At 63.5% G+C, this 12,488-nt stretch carries 9 protein-coding genes; 3 read left to right on the top strand and 6 right to left on the bottom strand.

Going from position 1 to position 12,488, the window contains the following annotated elements; genetic code table 11:
• Positions 1-10 precede the first annotated feature (10 nt).
• Positions 11-229: a hypothetical protein gene (locus tag HWX91_RS12765; protein WP_042273809.1), complete on the bottom strand. Its 219-nt coding sequence runs from the start codon at positions 227-229 to the stop codon at positions 11-13.
• Positions 230-812: 583 nt separating this feature from the next.
• Between HWX91_RS12765 and HWX91_RS12760 the strand changes: the two genes are divergently transcribed.
• On the top strand, positions 813-2,711 hold the full coding sequence (locus HWX91_RS12760; RefSeq protein ID WP_081832898.1) for an AI-2E family transporter: 1,899 nt from the start codon (positions 813-815) through the stop codon (positions 2,709-2,711).
• A gap of 179 nt (positions 2,712-2,890) precedes the next feature.
• On the top strand, positions 2,891-3,445 hold the full coding sequence (locus HWX91_RS12755; protein ID WP_028194098.1) for a type 1 glutamine amidotransferase domain-containing protein: 555 nt from the start codon (positions 2,891-2,893) through the stop codon (positions 3,443-3,445).
• A gap of 200 nt (positions 3,446-3,645) precedes the next feature.
• Here the strand turns inward: HWX91_RS12755 and HWX91_RS12750 are convergent, their stop codons facing one another.
• The 5 genes from HWX91_RS12750 to HWX91_RS12730 form a co-directional block, all read right to left on the bottom strand.
• Positions 3,646-5,442, bottom strand: a complete 1,797-nt coding sequence (locus tag HWX91_RS12750; RefSeq protein WP_028194097.1) for a thiamine pyrophosphate-requiring protein — start codon at positions 5,440-5,442, stop codon at positions 3,646-3,648.
• Positions 5,443-5,747: 305 nt separating this feature from the next.
• Positions 5,748-6,455: an MgtC/SapB family protein gene (locus HWX91_RS12745; protein ID WP_035519163.1), complete on the bottom strand. Its 708-nt coding sequence runs from the start codon at positions 6,453-6,455 to the stop codon at positions 5,748-5,750.
• Between the two features lie 160 nt (positions 6,456-6,615).
• Positions 6,616-8,247 (bottom strand): efflux transporter outer membrane subunit, encoded by a 1,632-nt coding sequence (locus HWX91_RS12740; protein ID WP_042273630.1) that lies wholly within the window; start codon positions 8,245-8,247, stop codon positions 6,616-6,618.
• Position 8,248: 1 nt separating this feature from the next.
• Positions 8,249-9,856 (bottom strand): DHA2 family efflux MFS transporter permease subunit, encoded by a 1,608-nt coding sequence (locus HWX91_RS12735; protein WP_028194096.1) that lies wholly within the window; start codon positions 9,854-9,856, stop codon positions 8,249-8,251.
• Positions 9,853-11,034 (bottom strand): HlyD family secretion protein, encoded by a 1,182-nt coding sequence (locus tag HWX91_RS12730; protein ID WP_028194095.1) that lies wholly within the window; start codon positions 11,032-11,034, stop codon positions 9,853-9,855. The genes HWX91_RS12735 and HWX91_RS12730 overlap by 4 nt, the downstream gene beginning before the upstream one ends.
• Positions 11,035-11,446: 412 nt before the next feature.
• Here HWX91_RS12730 and coxB point away from each other — a divergent pair, with 412 nt between their 5' ends.
• On the top strand, positions 11,447-12,472 hold the full coding sequence (gene coxB / locus HWX91_RS12725; protein ID WP_042273628.1) for a cytochrome c oxidase subunit II: 1,026 nt from the start codon (positions 11,447-11,449) through the stop codon (positions 12,470-12,472).
• Positions 12,473-12,488 lie beyond the last annotated feature (16 nt).

Below are 12,488 nucleotides of genomic sequence, written 5' to 3'. Positions count from 1 at the left end.
GTGGGAGACGTCACGGCGAATGTTCATCGATCCAGGCAACGGCGCGCTCGCGTGCAAGCGCCATTGCCTCATGTTCGTCGACGAACGGCAGATGGAATTCCATCTCGTGTGTATCTTCGGCCACAGCGGCATCGACCTGCGAGTTATAGATGCGCGCGTAGCCCACGATCTCACCATCGATCAGACTGGCCGAGACATGGATGGAGTATCCGTTGTATTGACTTTCCATGATGCGCATTCCGAAGAAAGATGGCACGTTGGCGAGAACATTGCCGGAGGACTCGCGCGACGGGACGTAAGGTTCGTGATTTACGCGCTGTTGTAGAGGTTACAGATCAGCTAACCGGACTGCATCCTCATAGCCGTTCGAGCGGATAATTCGTCAGCGCGTCTTCCCACCTCCGTCGATACCTGCTCCTCTGCGCCACACTTCCCTTCCTTCTTCGGACAATTCGCCGCTGCTATGCGTTGCATCGGGTTGGGTCCCTTCAACAGCTTTTGGCCCTCCCGGCTGTTCTTGCGCTTGCTGTTTCCGATGTTTCCGTGCGGCGACACGTTCGTCTTGTGAACGTCCTGCATGGGTATTCATCTTTTCTCTCCATATGCGGGGTGGTTGACTGGCTTCACTTCGATGTCCGGAGCGCATAACCTGTGCCCGATCGGGCGTCTCGTAGACGGAAGGCATGCTGAAAAGACAGCTTTTCTTCGCTGCGCCTGCGGCGGCCCTCCGGCTCGCGACGCCCGCTCGCCGGGTACGGCGCTTGCACAGGGTTCGCTATGCGAATAGCGCCCCTCCCAGCTCGCCCCTCGTCATGAACAGCCGCATACCCCCACGTCAGTCGCCGGTCCGCCCGGAACTGGCCCCTGCTGCACAGAGTTTGCGAGCGTTGAATTCGCTGGCGAGCGGCGTGGTCGTAATCGCCGCGCTGTATGTCGGGCGGGGCGTGCTGATTCCGATCACATTGGCCGTGCTGCTCAGCTTCATCGTTGCGCCGCTCGTCGGGTTGCTCAGGCGGCTGCGTCTTGGACGGTTGCCGTCGGTGATCGTCGCGGTGCTATTCGCGCTTTCAGCCCTGTCGGCGGTCGGTGTGCTGATCGGCGCGCAGGTGGCGCAACTGGCGGAGGGGCTGCCGCAGTATCAGCGGACCATTGAACGCAAGCTCAACGTCGTGCAGGAAAATACGCTCGGTCGCGCTGACACGTTGCTCGCGATGACGTCGAGTGCGTTAAAGCGCTTTACGCCGCCGTCACGCGACGCGCGCAGGACCGACAACCCCGTTTCCGCGAATGAAAGTACGCCACTACCCGTCGAGGTGCACGAACCCACGCCGTCGCCGATCGATCTGGCGCAGCGCTATCTGTCGCCCGTGGTCAGTCCTCTCGCGACAGCCGGTATCGTGCTGGTGGTCACCATCTTCATCCTGCTTGAGCGCGAACGCTTGCGTGACCGGATGATCCGGCTCTTCGGCTCGCGCGACCTGCATCGCACGTCAACGGCAATCGGCGAAGCCGCAGGCCGCCTGAGCCGCTACTTTGCGATGCAACTGGCGATCAATGCCGGCGTCGGCGGCGTCGTCGCAATCGGCCTTGCGATCATCGGGATGCCAGGCTCGCTGCTGTTCGGCGTGATGACGGCGCTACTGCGATTCGTGCCGTACGTCGGCGCCTGGATCGCGGCATTCATGGCCACGGTCATGGCCGCGGCGGTCAGCCCCGGCTGGTTGATGGCGGTTGGCACCGTGGGTCTCTTCGCCGTGACCGAGGGCGTAGCGAGTCAGTTTATCGAGCCGCTGGTGTACGGGCATGGCAACGGACTCTCGCCACTTGCCGTGATCGTCGCGGCAATTTTCTGGAGCTGGCTGTGGGGACCGGTGGGATTGGTGCTTTCGACCCCGCTGATGCTGTGCGCGGTGACGCTCGGCCGCCACGTCGAGCGGCTTGAATTTCTCGATGTCCTGTTCGGCGATCGCCCTGGGCTCACGCCGGCGGAAAATCTCTATCAGCGCCTGCTCGCCAACGATCCGATGGAGGCGTTGCAGCAGGCCAACGCAATGCTGAAAAACTGCTCTCTGGCGGCGTATTACGACACCGCCGTGCTGGCCGGCCTGCGGATGGCACACGCCGACATCCGGCGCGGTGTCGTGCCGGCCGCTCAGATCAGGTTGCTGCGGTCGGCGACGCATGCGGTCGTCGCCGGACTGAAAGAGGCCGGCGATGTGATGGCACTCGGAGCGGACGGCGAGCCGTTGCAACGCGTACCCGTGCTGTGTATAGGCGGTCGAGGCAAGCTGGACGATCTGCTGGTCACCATCGCCGTGCAACTGCTGAACAGGCACGGTTTCGACGCATCGCAGGCAAGCTATGAGCGGTTTGCAGCAGGGCGTCTTGACGAAGCCCGGCTCGCCTCGCATCAGCTGATATGCGTGATTTCGTTCGACGCAAGCGAATTGCCGCCCTATCTGCGGAACCTGGTGCTTCGCTTGAGCGAAGCGCGGTTGTCCCGTGCGGTGGTATTGGGCATGGCGGCGGCAGGCGAATCCACGAGTGACTATTCGTCCGTCGCGGTGCCGGCGCGCACGGTCCCCGTTGTTGCGTCGTTCCAGCAGTTGCTGCGGCGTTGCGCGCAGGCTGCGCAAAAGCAGGCGGAGACGCGAGTAGAGAAGCACGAACAGGGCGATGCCGGTCGCACGCCTGCCGGGACAGATGTATGACGTGAGTTGCGGTTTCCTCGGGCGCGGCAGGCACGGCGCATGCGGCGAATCCTGCGAGCTTTGCTGTTGCACGCAATCGTGCGGCGGTGGCTTTCACGGGCGACGAAGCGTCTGGAAGCATCGGACCGGATATGTGATCGTCGCTGATTTTCTGTAGGTTTTCCAATGGAGAAGGAGAAATGGCCAATAAACTCGCAGGCTGCAAGGTAGCGGTGCTCGCGGTTGACGGCTTCGAGCAGGCCGAGTTGCTCGAACCGAAGCGCGCGCTGATGGACGCCGGAGCCGAGGTGCACGTGATCTCGGAAAAACCGGGCAAGATTCAGGGCTTCAAGCACGTCGACAAAGGTGAAACAGTCGACGTGGACGTCACGTTCGATAAGGTCAGTCCCGACGATTACGATGCGGTGGTGTTGCCCGGCGGCGTGGTGAACAGCGACGCGATTCGCGTGATTCCGGAAGCACAGGCATTCGTGCGTGCCGTCGACGGCGCCAGCAAGCCCGTGGCGGTGATCTGTCATGGCGGCTGGCTGCCGATCTCGGCGGGCATCGTCAAGGGCCACAAGATGACGAGCTGGCCAAGTTTGCAGGACGATATCCGCAATGCCGGCGGCACGTGGGTGGACGCACAGGTTGTCGAGGATGGCAACTTCATCACGAGCCGCAAGCCGGACGATCTGCCCGCATTCAACAGGAAACTGATCGAGCAACTCTCGAGTCAGCCGCGCCGCGCGTAATGGGCGCGCGGCCGCTGTCCGCGCTTGCGGGATATCCGCATGTTCACGCGACGCCGACGAGGCGGGACCTGTCGGCGTCGGACTTTACATTTGTCAATGCGATGAGGGCGTCGCGCAGGGGCCATGCGCTTTAGCGCTGCCATCGTGCCCCAGACATAACCGAGGCAGATCACGCGCGTCACGCGAAAATTCGTCCGGCGTCATTTGTCGCGATGCCCCGGCAGCACGGCGTCGAGTACCTGTTTCGCCGTCTCGACGATCACGTTGCCTTCGTTCGGATCGCGCTTGATGAGCGTCGATGCGAATGCTTTCGCCTGCGCCAACGTGATATGCGGCGGCAGAGGCGGAATATTCGGGTCGGCCTTCACCTCGATCACGACCGGGCGGTCCGAGGACAGCGCGCGGTCCCATGCTTCGCCCATGCGCTCGGCGTCGTCGACGTAAATGCCGGTGAGACCGATCAACTCCGCAAAACGGTGATAGGGCACCGAAGGAATGTTCTGCGACGCCTCGAACTTCGGATCGCCTTCCATCGCCCGTTGCTCCCACGTCACCTGATTCAGATCGCCGTTGTTGAGCACCATGCAGATCCAGCGCGGATCGGCCCATTGTTGCCAGTATTTGGCCACCGTGATGAGTTCCGCCATATTGTTCATCTGCATCGCACCGTCACCGACCAGCGCGATCACGGGCCGCTCGGGATACGCGAATTTTGCGGCGATCGCGTAGGGCACCGCCGCGCCCATCGATGCGAGACCGCCTGAGAGCGAGCACATCATGCCGCGCTGGACCTTCAGATCGCGTGCATACCAGTTCGCGCATGAGCCCGAATCGCTTGTAACGATCGCATTTGCCGGGATGCGCGACGAGAGTTCCCAGACGCTGCGCTGCGGGTTCATACCGTCCTTGCCGGCTTCATGGGCGCGTTTGTCGAGCGTCTTCCACCAGTCGGCCGTCCAGTCTTCGATTTTCTTGCGCCATGCGCGGTCCTGCTTCTGTTCGAGCAGCGGCAGCAACGCGCGCAGCGTCTCGACGCTGTCGCCCACGAGGTTGACTTCCATTGGATAGCGCAAGCTCAGCATGTCGGCCTTGAGGTCGATCTGCACGCCGCGGGCGGCGCCTTCTTTCGGCAGGAACTCGGAGTAGGGAAAACCGGAGCCGATCATCAGCAAGGTGTCGCACTCGCTCATCAGCTCGTAGCTGGGCTTGGTGCCGAGCAGCCCGATCGAACCCGTGACCCAGGGCAAATCGTCCGGCAGCACGGCCTTGCCGAGCAGGGCCTTGGCAACGCCCGCACCAAGCTTTTCCGCGACGGCGATGACTTCGTCAGTAGCGTGCAGCGCGCCGGCGCCGACCAGAATGGCGACTTTCTTGCCGGCGTTGAGCACCTCGGCAGCTTGCTGCAGATCGTCAGGGTAGGGAACGAGTCGGGGGGCGCGGTAGCCGACTCCGGAGTGCAGGGTGCCGTGTTTGCGGCCCGGCGCTTCATAGGCGAGGTCCTGCAGATCGTTGGGCAGCACGATTGCCGTGACCTTGCGCTCCGACAGCGCGGTACGTACCGCACGGTCGACCAGATGCCGGACTTGCGACGGCACGCTGGCTTGTTCGACGAACGCACCGGCGACGTCCTTGAACATGGACACCAGATCCAGTTCCTGCTGGTAGTGGCCGCCGAGTGCCGCACGCGCCTGCTGACCGGCAATCGCCAGCACGGGCATATGATCCATACGGGCGTCGTAAAGTCCGGTGATCAGATGCGAGGCGCCCGGTCCGGAAGTGGCGATACATACGCCCAATTCGCCGGTGAACTTCGCATGCGCCGAGGCCATGAATGCCGCCATTTCCTCGTGCCGGACCTGAATGAACTCGATCTTTCCCTTCGCCCGGTTCAGCGCACCGAACACGCCGTTGATGCCGTCTCCCGGGTACCCGTAGATACGCCGTACGCCCCAGGCATGCAGTCTTTCTACAATAAAATCACCGACGGTTTGAGTCATTGCAGTCTCCACAAACGGATGACGGGCATGAGTCGCGTCCAACGCGTAACGCCATGCCGCGCCCGAGGTCAGGTAAATACGCGTGATCCACAGCGTCCGGCAGCGCGGGTTGAGTGCGCGTATTCCAACGTCGAGCAACGCGCGTACCTGTCTGTTTTGTTTGGTTCGGCGTAGAAACGGTAAAGACAACGTAAGAATTCGCGTGCGCCAACCGGCGACGTTGACGGCCCGCGCGTAATACACCTCCTTGCGAGCCGACGGCGTTCATACGTCCGTTCCGGCGTGATGCGGCATGGCGGCCGGCCTCATTCCTCGACAGACCATGACGCGGCGTGACGACTGGCGCCGACGAGCGCGTTCATCGCGCGTTCAACCGCGTCGTTCTTCAGCGTCGCGCGCCAGCGGACGTCGAAGCGCTCCTCAAGCAGTCCGTTGCTTGCATTCATGCGCATGCCCTTCGACTCCACGTGGCAGCGCTGTTGTTCGAGACGCGCGAGCGCTGCGTCGCGCTCGTGCGATAGAGCGGCGTATTCGATCGTTAGCCATGCGTGATGATTGCGCGGCAGATGGCGTTCGAGCACGCCCAGCACCTGCAACACGACGAGTCCAAGGGCGGTGCCTGCGGCGGCCAACGCAATCTGGCCGCCTCCCGCGCATAGTCCGATCACCGTGACGAACCACAGCGTGGCGGCGGTCGTCACACCCGTGATGAGACCGTCCTTGCGCAGAATCGCGCCGGCACCGATGAAACCGACGCCGGACAGGATGCCGAGCGGCAGACGCATCAGATCGAGCACGACGAATGAATGTTCGGGTTTGCCGGCTTGCTGCAGCAGAACATTGACCTGAAGCATCGCGATGCAGGCGGCGAGGCAAACCAGCAATGTCGTGCGCAAGCCTGCGGGCTTGCCCGATTCGCCGCGATTCAAACCGATCGCGGTGCCGACGGCCAGCGCCACCGCCAGGCGGATAGCGAAGTCTTGCCAGGTGAGGACAAGTGGCATGAGTTGCATGGTCGAGCCTCTCTTCGGGTGGAATCTCCATTGGGCCGCCGGTGGAGCCCGCTTCGAAAGAAATACGCGCGGCAGGAAGATGGTCGTGTGCTTCGCGGCGAAGCGCCAGTCACTGAGCCGGCCGTGCGCACGGTGCTCCGTATCTGTCGCCTTGATGCTGCTACTGCGGCATCGGTTCGAACCGATGCGGCGCGCGCGGTGCAGCGGCCGCTGTTGCTGCGTCCTGCCAGCCGCCGCCCAGCGCCTTGTAAAGTGCAACCAGATCGGTACTGACCTGCATCGTGCCTTGCGCGTCCTGCTGGCGGGCCTGTGCCAGTTGCCGCTCGGCATCGAGCACGTTGATGAACGTGACAAGACCCTTGCGGTAGCTTTCGCGCGCCAGCTCGAAGGCGGCTTGCTGCGCGGCGACATCCGCGTCGAGCGCGGCGCGGCGGTCCTGATCGGTGCGGTACACCGCGAGCGCATTGTCCACGTCGCGCAGCGCCATCAGCACGGTCTTGCGGTAGTCCAGCGCTGCTTCTGCCTGTTGCGCCTGCGACAGACGCAGGTTCGACACGAGCGCACCGCCTTCGAACACCGGCAGCGAAATGCTCGGGCCGAATGAATAGAACAGATGCGACCAGCGCGACAGATCACTTGCGTGGGTCGCGCGTGTACCGATTTCGCCGGTCAGCGAAATGTCGGGGTAGAACTGGGCGACCGCTACCCCGACATTGGCTGTCGCCGCGTGCAGATTCGCCTCGGCGCGACGGATGTCCGGCCGCCGCCGCGCCAGCGTGGCGGGCAGCCCCACCGGCACCGCGGGCGGCACCGGCGGCACGGCGGCAGGCGCCGAGAGTTCGCCGGCAAGCGAGCCCGGCGGCTCACCGAGCAGATACGAGAGCGCATTCAGCGCTTGGGCGATCTGCTGATCGAACTGGGGCAACTGCGCTTGCGTTTGCGCGAGCTGCGCGGCCGCGCTTTTCACGTCGAGTTCACTGGCGAGGCCCACCCGCGCCTGGCTCTGTGTGAGTGTCACGATCTCGCGCTGTTGGTCGACGAGGTTGGCGCCGATCTGCCGTTGCGCTTGTGCGCCGCGCAATTGCACATAGGTCTGCGCGACCTCCGCCTCCAGCGAAAGCAATGCGTCGTTGCGGCTCTCGATGGCGGCCTGGGTTTGTGCCCTGGCTGCTTCGACCGAACGGCGCACGCGGCCAAACAGGTCGAGTTCCCATGACGCGTCGAAGCCGGCTTGCCAGAGATTGACGGGCGCTGTCAGTTGATCGAGGAGGTTGTTGGCGCCGTTTCGCACTGCGGCGCCCGCGCCCGGCGCTATCTGATTGACCGGCGAGTTCGGCGCACCCAGTTGGTCGACTTTGTCGTACACCCCTTGCGATTCGAGGAAACCTTTGACACCAAGCTGTTCGCGCGCATAGCTGCCGGTGGCGCGCACATCCGGCAGTCCTTGAGCGGCGGCGCTTTGCACCTGGGTGCGCGCTTCGACGATGCGCAGCAGCGCCTCCTGCAGATCGAGATTGCCTTTGGCGGCCCGGTCGATCAGCGCGTCCAGTGTCGGGTCGCCGAAGCTGCGCCACCAGCGCGGATCGGGATCGGAGTCCTCGGTCGGCTTTGAAGCCGCCGCCTCGGACGATGCCGCACCTGCTGCGGACGCCGCTTGCTGCGGATCGTGCCATTGCGCGGGAACATCGGCGTGCGGCGCGTGAAAATCCGGACCGACCGTGCATGCGCCAAGCGAGCCGGCAAGCGCCACGATCAGCACACGCCGTGAAAGAGCGGCGACCACACGCGACATGTCAGTGGCCTCCCGCACCGCCGGCCGCTTTGGCCGGCGAAAAGAAGAACGTGACCGGAATGCACAGAAAGCAGAACACCGCGAGAATCGCGAACACGTCGACATAGGCCAGAATCGTCGCTTGTGAAATGAAGGTTTCGTAGAGGCGTCCTGACGCGGTCTGCAAGGCCTGCGCGAAGGGCTGGCCCGTCATATCCGCGACGGTTTGCGCGGTGCGTTGCAGCGTGTCGTTATAGTTTTGCGAGAGCGGCGAAAGATGCCCGGACAGGTGGGCCATGCGCGCCTGGGTGCGCTCTCGGATCAATGCCGTCGACAGCGAGATGCCGATCGAACCGGCCACATTGCGAAACATCGTGAAGAGCGCCGACGCATCGTCGTTCAGGCGCTGCGGCACGGTCAGATAGGCGAGCGTGGTAATCGGCACGAACAGGAAGCCGATCGCCAGAGACTGTGCGCTGCGCATCTTGACGAGCGTGGCGTAGTCGATATCCGGCACGAGCGTATGCGAATAGGCGAGTGCACACGTCAACAGAAAAAATCCGCAGGTGACGAGAAAGCGCGTTTGCACATAGGGCATAAGCTTGCTGATAAGCGGAATTTCCATTGTGATCAGCAGTGCGCCTGGCGACAGCACGAGCCCGGCCAGCATCGCCGTATATCCCAGTTGCTGCTGCGCGAGTTGCGGCACCAGTACCGCGCTGCCATAAAGCACCGACGCGAAGGCGGCGATCGTCACGCAGCCGAGCGCGAAATTGCGGTCCTTCAGGCAGTCCAGATCGACAACAGGCTTCTTTGCATACAGCAGCCAGCAGATCGCTCCGGCGATTCCCAGCGCCGCCAGGATCGCAAAGGTGCGAATAAAGGGCGACGAGAACCAGTCGTCGTCCTCGCCGCGATCGAGCATGACCTGCAGGCAGCCGAGACCGATTGCGATCAGCGCAATGCCGATATAGTCGATCGACACCTTCGATTCGCGTTTGCGCCACGGTGGATCTTCGACCAGTTGCATCACCGCCAGCGAAGTGAGCACGCCCACCGGCACGTTGAGCAGGAACACCCAGCGCCACGAAAAATTGTCGGTGATCCAGCCGCCGAGCGTGGGGCCCAGCACGGGCGCGACGACGATCGCAACCGCCGAGATCGAGAACGCGCGGCCGCGCTGCGCGGGCGGGAAGGTGTCGAGAATGATCGACTGCTGATTCGGCTGCAGACCGCCGCCGAAGAAGCCCTGCAGAAGCCGGAATACGATCAGTTGCCCGAGATTGGTTGCGATACCGCACAGGAACGAGCAGATCGTGAACGCGACAATACAGACGAGGAAATAGCGCTTGCGGCCCAGCACACGGCCCAAAAATCCTGAAATAGGCAGCACGATGCCGTTGGCGACCAGATACGACGTCAATGTCCAGGTGGCTTCGTCGTAGCTTGCCGACATGGTGCCGGCAATATGCGGCAGCGCCACGTTGACGATCGTCGTGTCGAGCACTTCCATGAACGCGGCGAGCGTGACAACCACGGCAATCAACCAGGGGTTGCCGGCGGGCTGCCAGTTCGACTGCGCGCCGTCCTGCTGGGGCGGATTCGAGCCGCTTGCGTCGCTTGCGCTCATTTGAGGTAAACCTTCGGCGTCACCGACAAGCCGAGCGCGAGCGGCCGATCGCGCGGCAAACCGTCGTCGATCACGATCTTCACGGGGACTCGCTGGACGATCTTGACGAAATTGCCCGTTGCGTTTTCTGCGGGAAACGCCGAGAAGCGCGAGCCGCTGCCAAGCTGGATGCTATCGACATGGCCGTGCAGATCGAGCTTGGGGTAGGCGTCGACTTCGACGTTCACCTTGTCGCCCGGACGCATACGCTCGAGTTGCGACTCCTTGAAATTGGCGGTGATCCAGACTTGCGGCGTGACGATCGAAAAGAGCGATACGCCTGCCTGCAGGAAGGTGCCGTATTGCACGTTGCGGCGCGTGATCCAGCCGTCCGTTGGCGAACGCACTTCGCAATACGAGAGGTTGAGTTCGGCCTGCTCGAGTTGCGCGCGCGCTTGCTGAACCTGCTGACGCCGTTCTTCTACGGCGGCTGCGGCCTGTCTGATCTGCTGCGGCACGAGACTCGCGGTTTGCAGTTGCGCGCGGGCCTGTTCGACGTTGGCGCTGGCCGTTTGCCGCTGCGCGTCGGCGGTGTCGATATTCTGTTGCGAGGTGGCGCGCTGGTCGACCGCATGCTGGCGCTCGTACGCAGCCTGCGCCTGATGGTAGTTCGCCTGAGCCGACGAGATCTGCGCTTTCGCCTGCTGGTACTGGGCGGGATATTGCACGCGCGCAATGTCGAGCTGTACCTGGGCCGCGTTTAACTGGGCCTGCGCGAGGCCCAGTTGCGCGCGTGCCGCGTCCACCTGCGCCTGGTAGTCGCGCTTGTCGATGACAAGCAGCAGGTCGCCTTTGTGCACATAGACGTTGTCGTTGACCGCGAGCCGAACCACGTAGCCCGATACTTTCGGCGCCATCGTGATGGCGTTGCCGTCCGTGTAGGCATCGTCGGTGCTGACCTGATTGCGAGTCGCGAACCACCAGACGAGCCCGGCAATCGCGAGCAGAACGGCTACCGCGCCGAGGATGATCAAAGGTTTCTTGCCGGAGCGCTTGCGGGTGTCCGACGAGTCGCCGTCTTTGCCTTCCTTGCCGTCCTGGTTGCTCTGCTGATGTTGATTGCTGGGGGTGCCCTCCGGCGGGTCACCGGTTCTTTCACGGTCCTGGTCGGTCTGAGAGGAGGCGCTTTGATCTGACATTGGAATTTGTTCCGACGAAGGGTACTTTTTTCGCAAAACGTGACAGCGTGATCGTCAAGACCTGCATTCGGATCGCGCCAGAAGTCCACACGGCGGGCGACATTTTGTCGGCGCAACGCGCACCCCTGGCGGTGCGTTGCGTCGGCTGCGTGCGTCTACGGCGTATCGACGTAGGTCAGCAATCGATGTGCCCGTTTGGCCCTGCTGCCACGGCTTTCGGGATGGCACACCTGCATGGCGTTACACGCGTTTGCCGACTCCGGCCTTTTGCGGCGCGGCCTGTTTTTTGCTACCTGCACACACGCAGGACCTTCTTGTTCGGCGCGTCCTGCCGTAGAAACCAGAGTTCACGGAGACGGCACGGATGCGGATACGGCGACGATTCGCAACGACAGTTCGCGGCGGCCCTGCCATGCGCAGATGGGCGGTGCCGGCATGGCTCGCCGTAGCGTTCGGCGCGCCGCCCGCCGCCGCGCAAGGCACGCCGGGCGGCGCGCCGCTCAACTATTTTCTGCACGCGGCCGGTCCTGCTGCCGTGCCCACCATGCGCCTCGGCTGGATGCTCGCCGCCTTGGCCGTCTCGGTGTCGGTGCTGGTGGCGGTGCTGTTGTGTATAGCCATCATGCGCCGACGGCCGCGCGCCGACCCGGCCACGTTGCATGGGGATAGAGGCGGAATGGCGTGGGTCTATGTCGGCACGGGGATATCGTCGGTCGTGTTATTCGCGACGCTTGTCTATGTGCTGATGACGCTCGAAACCGTCGCGTCGCCGGTCCGGCAGCCGAACCTGACAATCACCGTCACCGCCTACGACTGGTGGTGGAAAGTCGCTTACAGCGATGCGCCCGACCCGGCTCGCAACTTCGTGACCGCCAACGAAATCCATATTCCGGTGGGCGAACCGGTGAAGGTCGAATTGCAGAGCGCCGATGTGATTCACGCGTTCTGGGTGCCGCAGCTGGCCGGCAAAACCCAGGCGATTCCCGGGCAGACCAACGAACAATGGATCGAGGCCGATCAGCCGGGCACTTATCGCGGGCAGTGTTCGCAGTTCTGCGGCGCGCAGCATGCGCACATGGCGTTCGAGGTGGTCGCGCAAAGCGCTCAGGATTTCGACGCGTGGCGCCGCGCTCAGGGGCAGGCCGCGCAACCGGTGAGCGGCGCGGAAGCAGTGGCGGGTCAGCGGCTCTTCGGCGAGCGCTGTGCCGGCTGTCACACGGTGCGCGGCACCGATGCGCTGGGCGTGCAGGCGCCCGATCTGACGCATCTCGACTCGCGCCGGCTGCTGGCCGCCGGCGCGCTGACCAATACCGCCGCGCATCAGCTCGACTGGGTCCAGCACGCGCAACGGATCAAACCGGACTCGCTGATGCCGTCCATCGCGCTAAGCGTTACCGATGCCGCCGCGCTGTCCGCGTATCTGTCCACGCTGCACTGACAAAGGAGTCGAGCCG

Origin of the sequence: Paraburkholderia fungorum, assembly GCF_902833645.1 — a bacterium.
Classification (GTDB): Bacteria; Pseudomonadota; Gammaproteobacteria; order Burkholderiales; family Burkholderiaceae; genus Paraburkholderia; species Paraburkholderia fungorum.
This window is presented reverse-complemented; position numbering and strand designations above follow the sequence as displayed.

Bases quoted from the DNA above. Each gene is read 5' to 3' on its own strand.
- HWX91_RS12765 (WP_042273809.1), bottom strand. From the start codon at position 229: ATGGAAAGTCAATACAACGGATACTCCATCCATGTCTCGGCCAGTCTG.
- HWX91_RS12760 (WP_081832898.1), top strand. From the start codon at position 813: ATGAACAGCCGCATACCCCCACGTCAGTCGCCGGTCCGCCCGGAACTG.
- HWX91_RS12740 (WP_042273630.1), bottom strand. From the start codon at position 8,247: ATGTCGCGTGTGGTCGCCGCTCTTTCACGGCGTGTGCTGATCGTGGCG.
- HWX91_RS12730 (WP_028194095.1), bottom strand. From the start codon at position 11,034: ATGTCAGATCAAAGCGCCTCCTCTCAGACCGACCAGGACCGTGAAAGA.
- HWX91_RS12755 (WP_028194098.1), top strand. From the start codon at position 2,891: ATGGCCAATAAACTCGCAGGCTGCAAGGTAGCGGTGCTCGCGGTTGAC.
- coxB (WP_042273628.1), top strand. From the start codon at position 11,447: ATGCGCAGATGGGCGGTGCCGGCATGGCTCGCCGTAGCGTTCGGCGCG.
- HWX91_RS12745 (WP_035519163.1), bottom strand. From the start codon at position 6,455: ATGCAACTCATGCCACTTGTCCTCACCTGGCAAGACTTCGCTATCCGC.
- HWX91_RS12735 (WP_028194096.1), bottom strand. From the start codon at position 9,856: ATGAGCGCAAGCGACGCAAGCGGCTCGAATCCGCCCCAGCAGGACGGC.
- HWX91_RS12750 (WP_028194097.1), bottom strand. From the start codon at position 5,442: ATGACTCAAACCGTCGGTGATTTTATTGTAGAAAGACTGCATGCCTGG.